The sequence below is a fragment of the Polynucleobacter necessarius genome (assembly GCF_900095175.1).
GTDB lineage: Bacteria > Pseudomonadota > Gammaproteobacteria > Burkholderiales > Burkholderiaceae > Polynucleobacter > Polynucleobacter necessarius_I.
This window is the reverse complement of the sequence record NZ_LT606946.1, coordinates 540,294-560,347: the sequence shown is the minus strand read 5'-3', so window position 1 is coordinate 560,347 and position 20,054 is coordinate 540,294. Positions and strand designations below refer to the sequence as shown.

Here is a 20,054-nt window from a genome sequence, read left to right as displayed (position 1 = left end):
GCCTATCTCAAAAGATCAATTTATTAGAGTTAAAACTGGTAGCTTGCAGTTAACCATCCACGCGGATTTGTTGTAGTTCCATCGGTATTAACTACTTGCCCGGAAGTGCTATACAAAGGGTTCTTTCCTGCTTGCCAAGCAACCATACCACCTAAGTTCCAGCCTTCCCAATCCCACTTTAAGCCAAAACCTGCACCCATCAAAGAATAGGTATTGTTGGCATTGGTTTGACCTTGCCAGTTAGGATACGGATTCTTATATTGCTGTACAACGCCCACATCAAAGAACATACTTGCAATAATGCGCTCTGGAAATTGCTGACGTAATTCAACAGTTCCAATACCCCCTTGCGAGCCACCACCTTGTGCTACTGGATAAGCTCGGACTGCATAGGGACCACCCATATAAATTTGCTCAGCAGAGTTTAGATTGACAGAAGCAAGCTGGCCGCTCACGGATACAAATGCTGTGGTTGTGCCATCTTCTGATAGTTGCTGCGTACGATTACCTGCAAACGTAAATTTCGTAAAGCTTTGCGGGGTGTACTCGCCATAACCCTCTACGCTAGTTGAAGCAATGTTCAAGTTACCCAGCACGAGAGTCGCAGAGCCAGCACTGACACCGCCACCTCCAAAAGTATCATAATGATTGCCAGAAATTCCAAGAGAGGCATTATTGATTGTGTAAGCGCTTATTGTTGATAAGGTCAACATGTTTTTATTGGTAGCTCTTCACATCATAGTTCGCCGTCACGTTCACGTTAGTGCCCTGCTGACGAATTAAGGGATAAGCTGCGCTAACACCACCCGTCCATGCATCACCATAACCACCACCAGCGTTAGTTGCATAGTTGCTGACGTTTTTGTAGTTCAAAAACGTGCTAGACAAACCTAGGCGCAATCCATCTTTAGACCCTGGCAGGGAATAAGCGCCTTGCACGTATTGAGAACCCTCTGAGTAGATGCTATTAACAGATGCAGAATCTCCAATGCCAGTCGGATTAATGGCGCTAAGAGCAATAACACCTTGATTTGCACCAGTAGATCGGCTTCCGTAGTTATTAGCCTCTACTTTTCCCTGATACCACTGTGGCTGGGTAAGCTGTAAACGCAGCGCAGTTTCCCCATCTTTTTGCCCTGGCTCGAGTTGGCTCGAAACCATTACGCCCGGGGTTTCATTCAGAATGATCAGGGCGCGCTCAATTGCCCGGGTATTTAAAGGCTCGCCAATAGGATTGGCGTAAGCAATGTATTCAGCAGCAGTTTCTTTGCTAAAACGAGTTGGTCCACTGGGTGTATCAACAAAAACACTACTCAGCTTTGCCCCTGTTACCAAAATCTTCACAACACCATTGGCAATTTTTTGTGGGGGCAATATAGCTTGGACTGTGTAGCCATTTTACGGTAGAGCTCAACAACCGCATCACAGGCTTTTTGTAGGTCATCAAAACTCACCGCGCGATCAAGCCAAGATTTCAAAACAGCCTGCACCGTATCTGCCGGCAAAATACTCACGCCCTCCAATACAAATGGCTTCACCTCAAACGTCACCGCACTCTGAGACGTAGGAGCTGCACGCTGCGAATCTCTTTCTGTTGGCTCAAGCAATGTCAATGGGGATGGGCTTGGGAGCTGTCTTTCGAGTCCCTGCTGCAATGCACCGGCATCAATTTCGCCTGTAGAGGGTGGCGGAGTCTGAGCTATAGCCACACCCCCAAAAGCCACACTCAGAAATGCGAATGTGAGGCGAAGTGCCTTTATTTCAAATACATTCATAATTGGTTGAAGTTTCATTCTTTTATCAATAAATTCAAGTAATTGCGTCATTTTATATGGGTTTTATAAGCACGAATAAAAGTTAGATTGGCTCTAGAGCTAACTGAGCGCAGAAAAAACTATAGAAATTACCTTAATAGCGAGCCGCCCAAGAAGGCTAAAATTGCGCATGACCTTTACTGCTAGCGCCCCGATTGCTTTTGACTACCTCCAGCAAAATGCTGCTGGTGTGACCTGCACGGCCCAAGCCTGGGCTAAAACACCCCCTCCATTGCATGGAGAACATAAATCTGTGGTGATTGCTCGTATTAAGCAATTGCTGGTTGAGAAAGATGCTGCATTGGTGGCTCACTACTATGTCGATGGTGATATTCAAGATTTGGCTTTATCAACCGGTGGCTTTGTTTCTGACTCTTTAGAGATGGCACGCTTTGGCAAGAATCATTCAGCCAAGAATTTGATTGTTGCTGGTGTTCGCTTCATGGGCGAATCTGCCAAAATCCTCAGCCCTGAGAAGCGTGTCTTTATGCCGGATCTGGAGGCAACCTGCTCGCTCGATTTGGGTTGCAATGCTTCTGACTTTGCTGCTTTTAAAGCATTACATCCAGATCGTACCGTCGTTGTCTACGCAAACACCAGCGCCGCTGTTAAAGCACAGGCTGATTGGATGGTCACTAGCTCTTGCGCCTTAGCGATCGTGCATCAATTAAATCTTGAAGGTAAGAAAATTCTCTGGGCACCTGATCGTCATTTAGGTCGTTATATTCAGGAGCAAACTGGCGCTGATATGCTGCTCTGGAATGGCGCATGCATTGTTCATGACGAATTTAAAGCGGTTGAATTGGAAATATTGATGGCCGTACATCCCAATGCCATGGTTCTGGTTCACCCAGAATCCCCCAAAGCAGTGGTCGACCTTGCAGACGTTGTCGGCTCTACCTCTACCATGATTAAGGCTGTAGTAGAAGGTTCTGCCACCGAATATATTGTGGCCACGGACAATGGCATCTTGCATCGCATACGCCAGCTAGCACCCAATAAAGTATTGATTGAAGCCCCTACTGCTGGCAATAGCGCCACCTGCAAGAGTTGCGCCCACTGTCCTTGGATGGCCATGAATGGCTTGCAGGGAATTTTGGAGTGTTTAGAGAATGCTTCTGGTGAAATCTTTGTTGATGAAGCTATTCGGGTGGAAGCTTTGGACTGTATCGAACGCATGCTCGACTTCACTACAAATCATCCCGATCTCTTGGCCAAAGCACAGCATGGCTTTGTCAAGAATATCGGTGTGGCTTAGTTGCTTGTTGTTATCTTTTGATTTTTTCTTAATGTAGATCGATTTATTCATGTTTGAGTACAACGAGACCTTAGAGCAAGCCCGTCAACGCAATATTCATGATGCTTTGATGGAGGATATTGGCACCGGTGACTGGACTGCGATGTTGGCTCCCAGTAAGCCTGTTCATGCTCAGCTCATTGTTCGCCAAGAGGCGGTGCTATGTGGAGTAGATTGGTTTGAGGGCACACTCAAGAAACTAGATCCCAATGCAAAAGTCACCTGGCATTATTTGGAGGGCGATCTCATGAAGGCCGATACCAAAGTCTGCGATATCGAGGCTGACTCGCGTGCCCTGCTCTCTGCAGAGCGTCCCTGTATCAACTTCCTACAAACCCTCTCTTGGACTGCGAGTATTGCGCGTCAGCATGTGGATGCGATTCAGGGTGTGAGCCCCAATCCTAAAGGCTGCGCAGTACTAGATACTCGTAAAACTATTCCGGGCTTACGTCGCGCTCAGAAGTACGCAGTGTTAGTGGGCGGCGGTCAAAATCAACGCCTTGCTTTGTGGCATGGCATCCTCATTAAAGAAAATCACATTGCCGCAGCAGGCGGTGTTGCTGCTGCCATTAAAGCTGCACAAGCCCTCAACTCAGGAGTAGATATTCAGGTGGAAGTGGAGAATTTTTCTGAATTAGAAGAAGCTTTAAATGCTGGCGCCAAAAGTATTCTGATTGATAACTTCACCACCGAACAGATGAAGGAAGCCGTTGCCTTTACCAAAGGACGCGCACTACTTGAGGCATCTGGTGGAATCGACTTAGATCAGATGCGTGCGATTGCTGCTACCGGCGTTGATCGCATTTCTCTTGGAAAGCTGACTAAAAACATTAAGGCAGTGGATTTTTCGATGAGAATCCAATAAGAATTCACAACGGTACAGACTGAATTCCCTTCATATCAATGATTTGAAGTAATTTAGCTGCAGCTCCACTAGGGTGCTTTCCAGACCCCGTAGATTCCCATTTCTGAACAGTCGAAACACTGACATTGAGTAAAGCGGCAAAAATAGATTGACTCATTTTGGCGCGATGAATTCGGAGATCTGTCACCTTTTTTGGTGTAAAAACTGGTGGCTTCTCTAAGCAAAGTGTCTTCATCTTCACGAGGTCATGCTTTGTTAGAAGGCCATGGTCATCCAAGGCCAAAGCCATTTCAAGCAATTCATCCAGCACTCGATTTTCTTCAGTAATTATTTTCTTACTCATTGCAATTTAACTCCTTTAACGCCCCCAAAAAGGCTAACTCTCGTAGTGTTTTTACATCTGCTTTCCCAAAAGACCTGGCAATAATTCCCGCCGCTTCTTGCTCCCTCTCCGTAAAGTCTGACCCAGGACTACTTTTCTCTCTACCAACAATAAAAATAATTGCGTATCTATTTTTCTTCGCCACTAACGTACGAATACCCCCGCTCTTACCTTGACCTGCAATAGGTACCCTTTTCTTACAAACGCCATCACCTAAGTCCGCCTCATAAATACCTCAATCAATCTCTCTTGCGGCATTACACAGTGCGCTGACCGCAATAATCTTCTTTGCCCAGCGATCAAATGTTTTTGTTTTCATGACTATTTTCATGGTCAAAATTTTAAACTATTGCACTCAGTGCTATAACATTGTAATTGACAATGGATTAGGGTTGTTTAGAACCCAATATTTGTATATACAATAATAGGAGATGGCTGCAAATCACAAACTCCGAGGTCAAAATCGATGAAGAAATTAAAAAGTACGCAGGAAGAATGGGTTGATCCAGATGATGCACCAGAGTTAGATGAACAATGGTTTAAAAAGATGCACATGTCTATGTTGGCGACACTCTAATCAAAAGAGGTGTCAGGAGACCACCCATTAAAAATACTAAAGAAATGTTAAGCCTCAGAATGGACTTCGATGTGCTGGAGAAACTACGAGCAAGCGGTAAAGGCTGGCAAACCCGCCTCAACAAATATATTAAAGATGCTGTTTTGAAAGGCGATTTGTAATTTTTTAGGTCTCAGGATTTTCTGAAGTGCCTTCAGCCTGAGGCGTCAGAATGGTTGGATAAGAAACCGCCCAAGTGCCTGGGTAATCGCGACTGTAATGCAAGCCCCTGCTCTCTCTACGCATGAGCGCTGATCTCACAATCAGCTCTGCACATTCCAGGAGGTTGCGTAACTCGATCAAGTCGCGCGTGACTTTAAAGTTGGCGTAATACTCTTGCACCTCATATCTGAGGAGCTTAATACGATGCAGTGCACGCTCTAAGCGTCGATTGGTTCTCACAATACCAACGTAGTTCCACATTAACGAACGCAGTTCATCCCAGTTATGGGCAATCACGACTTGCTCATCCGCATCCTCTACCTGACTCTCATCCCAGAGCGGCAGTTTTTGCATTAATGGTGTTTTGAGTTGAGAAATATCTTCAGCAGCAGCCTTGCTAATCACCACGCACTCTAACAATGAGTTACTGGCTAAACGATTGGCCCCATGCAAGCCAGTGTAAGCAGCCTCACCAACGGCATATAAGCCTGGCAAGTCCGTTCTTCCTTTGAGATCTGTCACCACACCGCCACAGGTGTAATGCGCTGCAGGCACGACTGGTATTGGCTCTTTAGTAATGTCTAGACCCAGAGTCATGCAACGGGCATAGATCATCGGGAAATGCTCTTTAATAAATGCTTCACCTAAATGAGTGGCATCAAGATGAACATAATCCAAGCCGTGCTTCTTCATCTCAAAGTCAATGGCTCGGGCAACAATGTCACGGGGAGCTAACTCATTGCGCTCATCGTGCTCAGGCATAAAGCGCGTGCCGTTTGGCAGTTTGAGTAAGCCGCCCTCACCCCGCATCGCTTCGGTAATCAGGAAGGTGCGATCACTCGGGTGATACAAGCACGTTGGATGAAGCTGAATAAATTCCATATTGCCGACACGACAACCCGCACGCCAAGCCATAGCAATACCATCGCCAGTAGCAGTATCAGGATTACTTGTGTAGCGATAGACCTTACCCACGCCACCAGTAGCCAATACCACTGACTTGGCTTCAATCATTTCTACACGATTGTTTTGAATATCTAAGGCATACACACCGTAGCAACGATTGGGCTTAGTGCGCTGCGTCTTGGCATCTAGATGGCGATTGGTAATGAGATCCAAAGCAATCCAATGCTCCAAGATCTGAATATTTTTATGTGCCCTAGCTTTATCCAGAAGAACCTCATGGATGGCTTTACCAGTAGCATCTGCAGCATGCGCAATACGACGGTGGCTATGACCGCCCTCACGAGTTAAATGCAAACCCATTGGCCCTGACTCATCAGCAGTAAACGGGACACCCTGCTCTACCAACCAACGAATGGCTTCGGCACTTTCTTCAGCAATATAACGTGCAGTTGATTCCACTACGAGACCTGCACCTGCATCTAAGGTATCAGCTACATGAGAATCAATACTGTCATGCTCTTTATCCACTACCCCCACAATGCCACCTTGTGCCCAAGCCGTTGCTGCTTCGCCAAGGCCACGTTTGGCCATGAGAATGACCGGCTGGGACTCGGCCATGTGAAGGGCAACAGTGAGACCCGCTAAGCCTGCGCCAATAATGAGAACAGGAAGCTCTGCTTTGCTATCAGCTTGGGGTATTGAGGGTTTTGAACTAGCCATGGAGAACTCATTCTAAGGGCAAATGAGTCAAGGCTCGAATTTCGAGCCCTATCGTAGAGGATGACTTAGCGGCAAAACCCAGCGCCCTTGTAGAATAATGCTCATAAATATAAACCAATTAATGGGGACAATTTAATGGATTTGAGCCTAAAAAGCTTTGCCGCACAATGCCATGCTATCCTCAAAAAAGATGGTGGGCCTAAGGGTCGAATTGAAGTGGCTAATCTCTTACGCCAAGTGCTACAAGATGCTGAGGCCGTCAAAAGCTATCTTGGCCCAGACACTCCCGAACGCGCAGTACTCTATGAAGATCCTGAGCTAGGTTTTTGTATCGTGGCATATCGCTATACCGGCCCCAAAACATCTGAACCACATGACCATGCACATTCTTGGGCAATCTATGGTCAAGCTAGTGGTGAGACACAAATGCATGATTACGTCTTAGTAGAAAAAGCGCATGGTGAAAAGCTCGGAATAGTACGCATGACGGACACCTATCGCCTAACACCAGGAGTTGCCCATGTTTATAACGAGGGTGATATCCACTCGCCAACGCGAGTAGAGCCAACCAGCCTCATTCGCATTGAGGGCACGAATATGGCTCATGTGACCCGAGACCGATTTACTTTAATTGAATAATGCATCGCGATGCAATATATCGACGCTAAGACCTTAAAACAATGGCTGCATAGCACTCAAGAGCTGGCAGTTCTCGATGTTCGTGAGCACGGTCAATACGGCGAATCCCATTTATTTCTAGCTACGTCCTTACCTTTTAGTCGGCTCGAGGGTGAGATCACTCGCTTAGTTCCCCGCAAAGATGTCAAGGTTGTTTTATACGATGATGATGGGAAAGGTATTTGCCAACAAGCTGCTAAAGCTTTAGATGCAATAGCTTACAGCAATCTCTTTATATTGGATGGCGGCACAAAAGGATGGTCTGATGCCGGCTTTACCTTATTTGCGGGTGTAAACCTGCCGTCGAAAACCTTTGGTGAATTAATCGAGCATCATTTTCAGACGCCGCGTATTACAGCCACAGCATTAATGAAAAAAATTCAATCTTCTGAGGATGTCATCATCTTAGATGGCAGACCTCAAAGTGAGTTTAAGAAGATGAGTATTCCAGGGGCATCATGCTGTCCTAATGGTGAACTAAGCTATCGCATTCAAAGCATAGTCAGCAATTCAAACACCCCTATTGTGATAAATTGCGCAGGCCGAACACGGAGCATCATTGGTGCGCAAACCTTAATTAATCTAGGCATTCGTAATCCTGTATTTGCCCTGGAAAATGGCACCCAAGACTGGTACCTAGAAGACTTTCCGCTTGAACGCGGCAAATCCCACCCTTACCCACAAGCAAAGGTTGATGATCAGTGGTTAGTCAATATCGCCGCATTGGCAAACCGCTTCCAAGTTCCCATCATTAGCGATGCTCAATTTAATGAATGGGCAACAGAAATGGATCGGTCACTCTATCTATGTGATGTGCGTACTGCGGAAGAATTCAAACAAAAATCTCTGCCAGGAGCGCAGCACACACCAGGCGGCCAATTGATTCAAGCAACCGATCAGTTTATCGGGGTGCGCAATGCCAGAATAGTCTTATATGACTCAGATGGGACACGAGCAATTACCGTAGCTAGCTGGCTTAAACAAATGGGGCATGATGTATCTGTTTTAAAGGATGGAATTCAAAGCAAGGTGTCCCTACCGCAAATTGTTGGCGCCAACCTCACGGGTACTCACATACTGACCGACTCCGAATTAGTCAGCGCACATGCGCAAGGCGATGCTCTTTTTCTAGATCTACGATCAAGCATGCAATATCGTAAAGGGCATATTGCAGGGGCAGTTTGGACAATTCGACCTCACCTTCTGAAATCCATCCAAGATCATAAAGGCCCCATTGTGTGTATTGCTGAAGATCGCATCGTTGCGCAAGGTGCTTATGCTCAACTAGCCACTAGCGGACAAAATCCTCAAATCTATTTGTGCAAAAACAATCTCTTCCCCGAGTCTTTAGATATCGTCTCTACCCCAACAGTGCCAGCAGATTCTGAGTGCATTGATTACCTATTCTTTGTACACGACCGCCATGATGGCAACAAGGAGGCAGCAAGGCGATACCTAGAATGGGAAACTGGCTTGGTGGCGCAACTAGATGAACAAGAAAAAAATATGTTTTTGATTGGTTAATCGTCATTAACAAAGTAAAAAGTCCCGCATTGCGGGACTTTTTTTGAGTCTAAGCTAAGCAGCTAAGACAGCTCCTTACCCATAATTAAATTCGGTAGATAAGTGGAGATTGATGGAACGTAGGTAATCACAATCAAGAATAAGAACAATACTCCTAACCAAGGCATTGCAGCGCGCACCACCTTCGTTAGAGGCATACCCGTAATTCCCGAAGTTACGAACAAGTTCAGTCCAACTGATGGCGTGATCATTCCAATCTCCATATTCACCACCATGATGATGCCTAAGTGAATTGGATCAATGCCAAGCTGAGTAGCTATATAGAAGAACAAGGGGCCTAAAATCAAAATGATGGCCGTTGGCTCCATAAAGTTACCTGCAATCAAGAGAATGATATTCATCGCAATCAAGAAAGCCCAGGGTGGCATGCCATAAGCCAAAATCTGCTCTGCCATAATTTGCGGAATTCGCTCGGTCGTCAATACATGGGCAAACAACATAGCATTGGCGATGATAAACATCAGCATCACTGTTGTTTTCGAAGCATCCTTAAACACCTCTGGAATATTCTTCCATTTGATGTCTCGGTATATAAATACCGATACCAGCAAAGCGTATAAAGCCGCAACTGCTGCTTCTGTTGGGGTAAAGACGCCACCATAAATGCCGCTCATGATGATAACTAGCAATAAGAAACCCCAAATAGCGTCCTTACCAGACTCAAAAAACTCCTTCGCAGAAGCCTTTTGTGCAGCAGGAATATTCATAACTCGAGCACTAATGTAAATTGCCACCATTAACGCAACTGCCAATAGAACCGCCGGGATGACACCAGCAATAAAGATGCGGCCCACTGACAACTCTATCACGGAATAATACACGACCATCACAATCGAGGGGCGGCATCAAAATACCAAGTGTTCCAGCATTACATAAAATCCCCGCAGCGTAATCTTTTCCGTAACCCGCTTTGACCATGCCAGCAATCATGATCGAACCAATTGCCACTACAGTGGCCGGCGAAGATCCAGAAACAGCCGCGAAGAATGTACACGCCAAAACGGCTGCAATTGCCAAACCCCCACGGATATGGCCAACGCAAGCAATCGCAAAACGGATTAAACGCTTTGCTACCCCACCTGTCGACATTAAGGCGCCGCCTAAAATAAAGTAAGGTATGGCCATCAAGGTGTAATGCTCAGACGTCTCAAAGAGCTTGAGTGCTAAGGAGGCCAAGAATCTTGGCCAAACATAATAATGGTCAGCAAGCTCGATAAGCCCAATGCAATCGCGATAGGTACCCCCAAGAACATCAAGGCAAATAACAAGATAACCAATATAGCCGCGCTCATGATGCAGCCTCCCCATCAGCCTTGAAATTTTTCAAAGCATCAGCGGCTTCATCAGCCAGTCCAAAGTTATATTGCTCACGCTTAATGAGTTTGAACAAAATCTCTACAAAACGAATCAAAATAAAGAGATAGCCTATGGGAAGCGCCATCCGAGGAACCCATTGAGGCAGCCATTCAATATCTTGACAAACAATACCGATATCGAACATTTTATGAACATAGATGCTTGCACCATAGAGAACAATGCCGGAATACAAAATGCAAGCTAAGGTAGCAATAATCGCCACAATCCGCTTTTTTTCTTGAGGCAAGTTCTTCACGATGATGTCAACACCAATATGCGAGCCAATCCGAATTCCCCAAGCTGCCCCAAGGAAAATCACCCAAGCAAACAAAAAAGTATTGAGTTCAAAGACCCAGTCGATACTTTGAGTGAGGACGTAACGAAAAAATACGTTGATACAAGTTAAGGTCGTCATCAACGCCAGCAGAATCGAGATGAGATATGCCTCAAAGTTATTGAATAGATTTTTCATAGAAAAAGGGGCAACTCAATGTCCCTCCATATTTCTTCAGATTAGAGAACTGCTTAATTGCTAGCTGCAGCTGCAGCTTTAATTAAACCAGCACCAATCTGAGGCTCAAATTGCTTCCACACTGGCTGCATTTTTGCCTTCCAAAGGCCCCAATTGCTCTTTATTCAAGGCTACAACCTTGGCTTTATTAGCGGCAACAATTTTGGATCTAGCTTCCATGTTTTTGATAGAAGCCAAAGCATTTCCGTAGGTGGTAGCCTCACTCATTGCAGAATTTAGGCCATCACGAACATTGGGTTGCAACTTATTCCAGAAAGCAGGATTCACAACAACCATATAGTCAACCACACCATGATTGGTTTCCAAAATCGTGTTTTGAGCTTCGTAAAACTTCTTAGAATAAATGTTAGACCAAGCATTTTGCTGGCCATCTACTACACCAGTTTGCAATGCTTGATAAACCTCAGAGAAGGCCATTTTTTGAGGGCTTGCTCCAAGTGCTTTGATTTCAGCTTCCAAGGCAGCGGATGGCTGAATGCGGAACTTGAGACCCTTAACAGAGTCTGGCAACAAAATAGGTTTGTTAGCAGACAACTGTTTCATACCATTGTGCCAATAAGCCAAACCAAGAATCCCTTTTTTCTCCATAGACTTCAGCAAAGCCTGGCCGTCTGCGCTAGACTGGAAACGATCCACTGCTTCAGGATCCTTAAAGATGAAAGGCAAATCAAACACCTGAACCTGTTTGCTAAAGCGGTCAAATTTAGACAAAGAAGGTGCAATGATTTGTACGTCACCCAATAACAGGGCTTCCATTTCTTTGCCGTCGCTAAATAGTTGTGAATTTGGGAACACTTCAATTTTGACTAAATCGGGTAATTTCTTCTCAGCAAGCTCTTTGAATTTCAAAGCAGCCTGACCTTTTGGCGTATTTTCAGCGACCACATGACTGAATTTAATGGTAACGGGATCAGCCGCATAAACATTGGCAGCCAATACTGCTGACGCAAATAGCGGTACAAGAATCTTTAACATGCACTATCTTCATATTTTTAATAGTTGTTGTAGTTTAGTCATTTCATCAGCGATTGCAATAGCTACAATCCCTTATATAAACTTATTTCCCCTCATTTTTTTCAATTTTTTATCATGCACTGCAGCATCACCAATAATGGGCATGATCAATTTGGCATTAAGAAATAAAAAAGGCTCCATCAATCGGAACCTTTTTTACACAGGCAAGAGGTTATTAAGAGGTAGCACTCCCCAATTGCCTTGAGGAATCATTGGTACCGTACCCCATGAACACTGAAGCTTGGCCGCCTTTGGTAAGTTTCACTGCGCAGTACTTAAACTCCGGAATCTTGCCAAATGGATCTAATGCAGGATTAGTAATCAGATTGGCGGCTGCCTCAAAGTAAGCAAATGGAATAAAGATCACGCCACGAGGTGTGCCGTCATCCCTACACACATGAATACCTACCTCACCACGGCGAGACTGAACGGTAATGACATCACCAGCAGAAACGCCTAGCTGAGTCATATCTTCGCCATTCATAGAGATGGTAGCCATAGGCTCAATCGCATCTAGTGCGGTTGCACGGCGCGTCATACTGCCGGTATGCCAATGCTCTAACTGACGACCAGTAATCAGCACAAATGGATACTCCGCATCTGGGCGCTCATTCGCAGGAATGATATCGGCAGGAACCAACTTTACCTTACCATCAGGTGTTGCAAACTGATCATCAAACACAATCGGGCGACCTGGATCCTCAGCAGATAAGCATGGGTAGGTCACGCTGGATTCTTTTTCCAGGCGCTCCCAAGTAATGCCGTTAATAGCTGCATGCATGGCTTGACGCATCTCGTCATAGACCGCTGCAACACCATCATCTGGACCCTGGTAATTCCAATTGAGACCCATGCGTTTAGCAATCTCTTGAATGATCCATAAATCAGGCTTCGCATCACCCGGTGGATTAATTGCCTTCTTACCCATTTGCACCATACGGTCGGTATTGCTTGCAGTACCAACCTTCTCTGGCCATGCGCTTGCAGGCAATACTACGTCCGCCAGCAATGCTGTCTCAGTCATAAAGATGTCCTGTACAACTAAGAGATCTAATGAAGCTAAAGCATGGCGGGCATGATTCAAATCAGGATCACTCATCGCAGGGTTCTCACCCTCAATATACATGCCGCGAATCTTGTCGGGGTCACTATCCGGAGCAGTGATCTTATGCATGATCTCTACAACGGTGTAACCTGGCTTCTTATCTAACGGCGTATCCCAGAACTTCTCAAACCAAGCATGCGCTTCTGAGTTATCTACGCGCTGGTAATTCGGGAACATCATCGGAATCAAACCAACATCACTAGCACCTTGGACATTGTTCTGACCGCGCAATGGATGCAAACCAGAACCAGGCTTACCTATTTGACCTGTGATGCTGACTAATGCAATTAAGCAACGGGCATTATCAGCTCCATGAACGTGTTGGCTTACACCCATGCCCCACAAAATCATTGCAGACTTAGTTGTAGCGAACTCGCGTGCTACTTCACGCAAGGTCTCCGCAGGAATACCGCAGATTGGTGCCATTGCTTCTGGGCTATAGCCCTTGATATTTTCTTTGAGAGCCTCAAAGTTATTCGCGCGATTGGCAATAAATTCCTTATCAGCAAGGCCTTCCTCAATGACCGTGTAAATCATGGCATTGAGCATGGCAACATCAGTATCTGGCTTGAATTGCATCGTGCGCCAGGCATACTTAGCAATATCGGTCTTGCGTGGATCGCACAACACAATCTTCGCGCCACGCTTAGCAGCGTTCTTGAACCAGGTGGCAGCTACCGGGTGATTGGCGGTTGGATTAGAGCCAATCAACATAATCAAACTAGAGTGCTCTACATCATTCACTTGATTGCTAACAGCACCAGAACCCACACCTTCTAATAGCGCAGCAACGGATGAGGCGTGACATAGACGGGTGCAGTGGTCCACGTTATTGCTACCAAAACCAGTACGTACCAGCTTCTGGAACAAATACGCTTCCTCATTGCTGCCTTTAGCAGAGCCAAAGCCAGCCAATACCTTATTGCCGTATTGATCTTTAAGCTTCTTGAGGCCACCACCGGCAACTTCCAAAGCCTCTTCCCAAGTTGCTTCACGGAAGATGTTTGACCAATCTTGATTGCCTTCAAGCAAGGTTTCATCTTTAGCAACGCCAGCCTTACGAATCAGCGGCTTAGTTAAGCGCTGAGGATTATGGATGTAGTCCATACCAAAGCGACCTTTAACATAAAGACGATTGTGGTTGGCTGGGCCGTTACAACCTTCAACGCTAACGATCTTTTCATCTTTAACGTTGTAAGTAATCTGGCAACCTACGCCGCAGAAAGGACATACTGAATCCACTTTGCGATCTACTGTTTGGGAGCCGATTAAACCCTTAGGCATTAATGCGCCTGTTGGGCAAGCCTGCACACACTCTCCACAGGCAACGCAAGTACTATCGCCCATTGGGTCATTCAGATCAAATACGATCTCACTATGCGCACCACGCATTGCATAGCCGATCACATCATTCACCTGCTCTTCGCGGCAAGCACGCACGCAACGGTTACATTGAATGCACGCATCTAAATTCACCGCCATCGCTGGGTGAGATACGTCATTGCTCACTTTTTCACGGCGCAATGCCTTGAGCTCAGGGCGCACCGTAACATCCATACGAGCAGCCCAAGTACTGAGCTCACCATGTTGATTTTTTTACTCCTCTTCCTTGCTATCTCCAACCCACTTGAATCCCTCATCAGGCATATCGGATAAGAGCATTTCCAGCACGAGCTTTTGACTCTTCAATGCACGCTCGCTATTGGCTTTGACATCCATTCCTGGAGTGGCACTTCGGCAGCAACTTGGCGCTAAAGTACGCTCACCATTAATCTCCACAACACAGGCGCGGCAGTTACCGTCAGGACGATAGCCATCTTTGAAGTACAGATGTGGAATATCAATGCCATGGCGTTTAGCCGCCTTGAGAAGGGTCTCACCTTCGTACGAAATGATGGTTTGACCATCTAGCTTGAACTCTACGGTTTGCAACTCAAGTTCTTTAGGATTTACTGGTGCGTTCATATTTGTCTCGTTTTTCCCTTAGTGATTTGTTGCTGATTAAGCAACTTCTTGCGGGAAATATTTAGCAATACAGCGAATGGGGTTTGGTGCAGCTTGGCCTAGACCGCAGATGGAGGCATCGACCATCACAGTTGCTAAGTCTTCTAAAGTTTCTTTATCCCAAGACTTGGACTGCATGAGCTTGGCAGCTTTACTCGTACCCACACGACATGGTGTGCACTGACCACAACTTTCATGCTCAAAGAAATGCATGACGTTGAGCGCCATATCGCGCGCTTTGTCTTTGTCACCAAACACCATCACCGCAGCCGAACCAATAAAGCATCCATAAGGTTGCAAAGTGTCAAAGTCAAGCGGGATGTCATTCATGGTTGCTGGCAAGATACCGCCTGATGCGCCACCTGGTAGATAGCCATAGAAGGTGTGGCCATCCTGCATGCCACCACAGTACTCATCAATCAATTCCTGAATAGTGATGCCAGCAGGAGCAAGCTTCACGCCAGGGTTCTTGACTCGGCCGCTGACGCTATAGCTACGCAAGCCTTTGCGATCATGGCGACCAAAAGAGCTAAACCACTCTGGGCCACGCTGAACAATATCGCGTACCCAGTAGAGAGTTTCAAAGTTGTGCTCCAGTGTTGGACGACCAAACAATCCAACTTGAGCAATGTATGGGGGACGCATACGAGGTTCGCCACGCTTACCTTCAATGCTTTCAATCATGGCAGATTCTTCACCGCAAATGTAAGCACCAGCACCACGACGCAACTCGATCAATGGCAACTTAAATGGGGGGTTAGCCTTAAGCTTAGCCAACTCTGCTTCGAGTAATTTACGGCAACCGTGATACTCATCACGCAAATAAATATAGCAAGTATCAATGCCCACTACATTGGCTGCAATCAGTAAACCTTCCAAGAAACGATGTGGGTCATGCTCTAAGTAAGTACGGTCTTTAAATGTACCTGGCTCACCTTCATCAATATTTACCGCCATCAACTTAGGCGCAGCTTGATCCTTCACAATCCGCCACTTACGCCCCGCCGGAAAACCTGCACCACCAAGACCTCGAAGACCAGAGTTTTCCATGGCCTTAATGATGCTCTCAGCATCTTTTTTGTTGTCAATAATTTCTTTGGCTAAAGCATATCCACCTTGCGCGCGATAAGACTCATAGCCAACATAATCTGGGGAGACTGCCTGATTTTCACCTTGAGGAGATACGCCTTTTTCAGCCAAAGCTGCTGGATCAAAGTTGGCGCTGTCCTTAGCCATTGGCTGGGTCGTCAGATTATTTTTGACGGCAGCACTTACTTTATCGGTGGCCGCAAACAATACTGGGTACTGGTGCACTACCGCTACAGGCGCCTACTCACAACGGCCTACACATGGGGCTGCAACTACTTTGACTTTAGGATTACCCAAAATTGTTGGTAACTTTGCCAATAGGTTTTGTGCGCCAGCTAATTCACAAGCAATGCCATCACACACGCGTACCGTGATGTCAGCAACGGGATCATTGCCACGCACCACTTCAAAGTGATGATAGAAAGTAGCAACTTCGTAGACTTCAGCCATCGGCAAATTCATTTCTTTTGCCAGGGCAACTAAATGACGGTCATGCAAAGCACGATATTCATCATTGAGCTTATGTAAATTTTCTATTAATAAATCACGGCGATGAGGTGCATCACCAATCAACTGACGAACTTCTGCTAGAGACACATCGTCTGCTTGACGGCCTTTGAGCTTGCTTTTGCGACGAATGGTTTCCCTTAAATCATCCGCAGTTGCGATAGCAACAGCCTTGATTTCTCCAGAGGGTTTTGGGTGATTCATAGTTTTAGTCTCTAATTTCTTGTCGCAATAATGATGCTGTTTTTATGTACATAAAGCCTGGCTCGAGAACACCTGAAATAACGAGCAATGATTTGCCGCGCTATATATAGGAAATTCCCAAAATCACGAATGATTTTGGGTTATTTCTACACTCAAGTCCTTGACGGAGCTCAAGCGAATATATTCAGGGTAAACTCTAGGTTAAATAGCTGATGGGGACGGCTGCTCGCCAGGTGGAAGTGAGTAGTCCGACTTGCGCTCATAAACACGCGCCTTAAAGCACTCGTTGTATCCCTTGCTACCAATTTGCCAGCCTATCGAAGTACAGTCATCTTGGGCTGCAGACTCAATGGAGCCCCACATCCAACCAGAGTAATGGCAGCAAAAGAGACAAGAATAACTAAGGGGCGCAATGTAGGTAAATTCATACCTCAAGTCTACTTGATTCTGACTTCTACTTCGAGAGGAACGCCCTCCTTAGCTGCGCTAACGGTTTTGACCTCACCCAAACTAATCCGATCATTTAGCCCTGGGTTAGTTTTCACCATCAAGCTTTGCGCTAGCTTAGCCCGATTTTTAGCCAGACTCTTCATATCTTCCTCTGTCACGGGAATGCCGGCAATCAGCTCCGCATGTAATTGCTCATTGCGCTCCACCCCATCTGGTAGGGCAATTAAACGTTGGCCCAGTTTGATTCTGCCAACGTATTGAGCATAGGCTGACTTCAGCCCAGATTGCACCTTGGGATCAGAAAAATCAGGCGTGGGAATGGGATCATTCGGAGAGATATTGATTCCAGCCGCCTTCAGAATAGCCAAATCTGCAGTGGCCCGCGCTAAGGCAGTTTTGTCTACATTGGGGTCATAAGTACCTACCAGTTCCAATGTAGCATGGGGCTTCTGAACTAAAAAGTCGCCAAATTTTTCCAGGCGATCCTGATCTGGAGGCAAATACACAGCCTCGCCCAAGACCGCATTCACACCTTCATTAGCCCCCATTCCGAGGAGCGCGCCTAAAGCTCTAAATGGTGCAGTGGCGACATTAGTTAAGACATTGCTGATTGCCTGCCACACTAGACCGCCTGCACTGAACTCAGGTGAGTCCACATTGCCAACAATATTAATGGTGACATCAATCGTATCGTCAGAATCTTCTAAAAGTGTAATTGCTAAACCCAGTGGTAATTTTTTACCCCGAAAATCAGCCACCTCTTCGCCAAGCCCAATCTTCTTAATGATGATTTGATTGCTTCCCTTTAGATCTCCATCCTTAGCGCTGTAATGCAAATTCAAATTGATCCGACCGCTTGCGATTTGGTATCCGGCAAAAGTCATTACTGCTGGATTAAAGGCGTTGAGTGGCACATTTTTGAAGTTCAGTGTCACATCGTTATTACGACGCGGGTCATCAAATGAAATTTGACCCTTACCCCGAATCGATCCAGATCTGGCCAACATACCATCTAAGGTCATGGTTGATGAATGGCCTGGGAGATTGTTGACATTTGTGAGCCTGGCATTAAATTTTCTAAGATTGACCTTGAAGTTTGGCTTCATCGCTAAGTCGGAAAACTGCACCTCGCCATCACGCAAGCGCAATGATTTGATATCCAAGGCAAACGACTGCTTTTCTTTTGACTCCACAACAGATGGATCAAGCTTCAGATCACTCTCCTGTTTAGAAAATAAACGTCTGAAATTAGAGAAGCCTTTTTCATCAATTTCAAACTGGAGCACTGGTTGAGAAACCGATAATTCCTCAATACTCAGACTTGCACCAGATCTTTTTGAGCTCTGATAAACAAATCGACTCACATCACCAGAATTCCACTTCATGAGTGATTGCTTTTGTCCTTGCTCAAGTAAATCCAAGCCCAGCAAGTGCAAATCTCCCGAGATAGCAAGCGCATCATCTTTCAGGCTGACATCCATAACAGACTGAATAGCTCCGCCCTGAGTCAATAGCTCTTTATTGACCGGAAGCAATGTAACAAAAGGTGCAATTGAAATATTGTTGATCTGAACCCTGCCTACGATTGATTTATCCGCTTTGAAATCCCAATGAGAGCTGATGCGCCCATCATCAACCTCCAGGTCAATCTGTGCGCCCAGCGTATCTGGCGCTGGATTATCTAATGCGCCCTTTATGGCCACATGTTTAAGGGCAATCTTTTTATTCAAGCCTGGCAAAGTGAAACTCAGTGCACCTAGATTGAGACCATACTGGCCACGCACACCATTTACATCGCCCCGCTTATCGTAGTTCGCAATATCACGCAGCTCGATAGAAAGCGACTTAAATCGCTCGCGCAAATTGGTATGAGGATCGGACACCTCAAAAGAACCGTTTGAGACCTTGAATTCATCAACTGAAATTTTGATGTCCTTCTTGGGCGCAGTTGAATCCACTGGAGGTAAATTACGTGTAATCGCGGCTATCAACTCCTGCCAATTCCATGGCCCTGCCGCACCTTTAGAGGCTGTCTTTTCGAGCTTAATGCTGAGCCCATCCAACAAGATCTCATCGAATCCCAATTCCCCAATAATGACGTGAGACCACTTCAGCATTACTACCGATTTCTTTAAGTCAAGCAATTGTCCTTGTTGCTTATTGACCAATCGCAAACCATCAATCTCCATACGCAATCGCAAGGAAGAGATGCTGAGGTCCCTATAGGTGATTTGATAGCCAATCTTATTACCATAAGTCTCTACTGCACTCTTGATGGCGCTAGGAACCCAAAGATGTGCTGCACACCAGAACAAAAAAGTGAGCGCAAGTAAGCCCCCGGTAATTCGTAGTAACCAGGTTCGCATGATTGAAAGATTGAAAGAAATCATTGTTAGAGTAATTTGAATCTTGAATGAAAGTATCAGAGTCTATTTAGACTGCTGGAGGAAATCCTACCTTTTGCTGCCAACCATTATTAAATGCATGAATGATTGGCTTTTCATAGACACCCGCCCTTGTAAATGGCTCATCCGCTAACCAAGCCTCAACATCCGCCTTGCTTGGAAAATCCATCACTAGCAAACTACCCACTGTGCTCTTGCCATCCTCAGATGTCAGGGGGCCAGCAAAGGCCATCCTGTCTGCGAGCTTACCCAAATAAGCGCGATGTTCTGGTCGCACCTGAATACGAAGCTCTGCGGTGCCGGGCCGATCCATTAAAAGGATTGCAAAGATCATGTTTTCTCCCAAAGAGTTCCTAAACAGCAA

The 20,054-nt window shown here is 45.9% G+C and carries 16 protein-coding genes and 3 pseudogenes; 5 read left to right on the top strand and 14 right to left on the bottom strand.

Annotated features, from left to right (window positions below):
• Window positions 1-29: 29 nt before the first annotated feature.
• From DXE44_RS10930 to DXE44_RS02990, 3 genes are read right to left on the bottom strand one after another with little or no spacing between them, the layout of a single operon-like run.
• A complete protein-coding gene (locus DXE44_RS10930) occupies window positions 30-713 on the bottom strand; it encodes a ShlB/FhaC/HecB family hemolysin secretion/activation protein (RefSeq protein ID WP_114652525.1) in 684 nt (227 codons plus the stop codon).
• 4 nt (window positions 714-717) lie between these two features.
• On the bottom strand, window positions 718-1,374 hold the full coding sequence (locus tag DXE44_RS10925; protein WP_162785864.1) for a ShlB/FhaC/HecB family hemolysin secretion/activation protein: 657 nt from the start codon (window positions 1,372-1,374) through the stop codon (window positions 718-720).
• Complete coding sequence (locus tag DXE44_RS02990; RefSeq protein ID WP_162785863.1) at window positions 1,341-1,793, bottom strand: ShlB/FhaC/HecB family protein; 453 nt, start codon at window positions 1,791-1,793, stop codon at window positions 1,341-1,343. Before DXE44_RS02990 ends, DXE44_RS10925 begins: the two co-directional genes overlap by 34 nt.
• Window positions 1,794-1,944: 151 nt before the next feature.
• Between DXE44_RS02990 and nadA the strand changes: the two genes are divergently transcribed.
• Complete coding sequence (gene nadA / locus DXE44_RS02985; protein WP_114652519.1) at window positions 1,945-3,072, top strand: quinolinate synthase NadA; 1,128 nt, start codon at window positions 1,945-1,947, stop codon at window positions 3,070-3,072.
• A 49-nt stretch (window positions 3,073-3,121) separates the two neighbouring features.
• Window positions 3,122-3,976, top strand: coding sequence for a carboxylating nicotinate-nucleotide diphosphorylase (gene nadC, locus DXE44_RS02980; protein WP_114652517.1), 855 nt, complete (start codon window positions 3,122-3,124; stop codon window positions 3,974-3,976).
• A gap of 4 nt (window positions 3,977-3,980) precedes the next feature.
• Here nadC and DXE44_RS02975 read toward each other — a convergent pair whose 3' ends face one another.
• Window positions 3,981-4,319: a helix-turn-helix domain-containing protein gene (locus DXE44_RS02975; RefSeq protein ID WP_114652515.1), complete on the bottom strand. Its 339-nt coding sequence runs from the start codon at window positions 4,317-4,319 to the stop codon at window positions 3,981-3,983.
• Window positions 4,312-4,542, bottom strand: coding sequence for a type II toxin-antitoxin system RelE/ParE family toxin (locus tag DXE44_RS10540; protein ID WP_231970660.1), 231 nt, complete (start codon window positions 4,540-4,542; stop codon window positions 4,312-4,314). The genes DXE44_RS02975 and DXE44_RS10540 overlap by 8 nt, the downstream gene beginning before the upstream one ends.
• A 392-nt stretch (window positions 4,543-4,934) precedes the next feature.
• Here DXE44_RS10540 and DXE44_RS11340 point away from each other — a divergent pair, with 392 nt between their 5' ends.
• Complete coding sequence (locus DXE44_RS11340) at window positions 4,935-5,096, top strand: BrnA antitoxin family protein (protein ID WP_415065520.1); 162 nt, start codon at window positions 4,935-4,937, stop codon at window positions 5,094-5,096.
• A 4-nt stretch (window positions 5,097-5,100) separates the two neighbouring features.
• Here the strand turns inward: DXE44_RS11340 and nadB are convergent, their stop codons facing one another.
• Window positions 5,101-6,762: an L-aspartate oxidase gene (gene nadB / locus DXE44_RS02960; protein ID WP_114652513.1), complete on the bottom strand. Its 1,662-nt coding sequence runs from the start codon at window positions 6,760-6,762 to the stop codon at window positions 5,101-5,103.
• A 135-nt stretch (window positions 6,763-6,897) separates the two neighbouring features.
• Here nadB and DXE44_RS02955 point away from each other — a divergent pair, with 135 nt between their 5' ends.
• Both DXE44_RS02955 and DXE44_RS02950 read left to right on the top strand, forming a co-directional pair.
• Window positions 6,898-7,401: a hypothetical protein gene (locus DXE44_RS02955; protein ID WP_114652511.1), complete on the top strand. Its 504-nt coding sequence runs from the start codon at window positions 6,898-6,900 to the stop codon at window positions 7,399-7,401.
• Between the two features lie 9 nt (window positions 7,402-7,410).
• Window positions 7,411-8,964 carry a rhodanese-like domain-containing protein gene (locus tag DXE44_RS02950; RefSeq protein WP_114652509.1) on the top strand — a complete coding sequence of 518 codons (1,554 nt, stop codon included), beginning with the start codon at window positions 7,411-7,413 and terminating at the stop codon, window positions 8,962-8,964.
• Window positions 8,965-9,026: 62 nt separating this feature from the next.
• Here DXE44_RS02950 and DXE44_RS02945 read toward each other — a convergent pair.
• The 8 genes and pseudogenes from DXE44_RS02945 to DXE44_RS02915 form a co-directional block, all read right to left on the bottom strand.
• Window positions 9,027-10,316: pseudogene (locus DXE44_RS02945) on the bottom strand (TRAP transporter large permease).
• Window positions 10,313-10,852 (bottom strand): TRAP transporter small permease, encoded by a 540-nt coding sequence (locus DXE44_RS02940; protein WP_114652507.1) that lies wholly within the window; start codon window positions 10,850-10,852, stop codon window positions 10,313-10,315. The pseudogene DXE44_RS02945 and the gene DXE44_RS02940 overlap by 4 nt, the downstream one beginning before the upstream one ends.
• 105 nt (window positions 10,853-10,957) lie before the next feature.
• Window positions 10,958-11,887, bottom strand: coding sequence for a DctP family TRAP transporter solute-binding subunit (locus tag DXE44_RS02935; RefSeq protein WP_269460667.1), 930 nt, complete (start codon window positions 11,885-11,887; stop codon window positions 10,958-10,960).
• Window positions 11,888-12,101: 214 nt separating this feature from the next.
• A pseudogene (gene fdhF, locus DXE44_RS02930) lies at window positions 12,102-14,996 on the bottom strand (formate dehydrogenase subunit alpha).
• A gap of 36 nt (window positions 14,997-15,032) precedes the next feature.
• Window positions 15,033-16,835 (bottom strand): annotated as a pseudogene (locus DXE44_RS02925) (NADH-ubiquinone oxidoreductase-F iron-sulfur binding region domain-containing protein).
• 201 nt (window positions 16,836-17,036) lie between these two features.
• Window positions 17,037-17,198: a hypothetical protein gene (locus DXE44_RS10070; RefSeq protein WP_162785862.1), complete on the bottom strand. Its 162-nt coding sequence runs from the start codon at window positions 17,196-17,198 to the stop codon at window positions 17,037-17,039.
• Between the two features lie 74 nt (window positions 17,199-17,272).
• Entirely contained in the window at window positions 17,273-19,651 is a 2,379-nt protein-coding gene (locus tag DXE44_RS02920) for a DUF748 domain-containing protein (protein ID WP_231970557.1), read from the bottom strand.
• Window positions 19,652-19,718: 67 nt separating this feature from the next.
• Window positions 19,719-20,024, bottom strand: a complete 306-nt coding sequence (locus DXE44_RS02915; RefSeq protein WP_114652503.1) for a YciI family protein — start codon at window positions 20,022-20,024, stop codon at window positions 19,719-19,721.
• Between the last annotated feature and the right edge of the window lie 30 nt (window positions 20,025-20,054).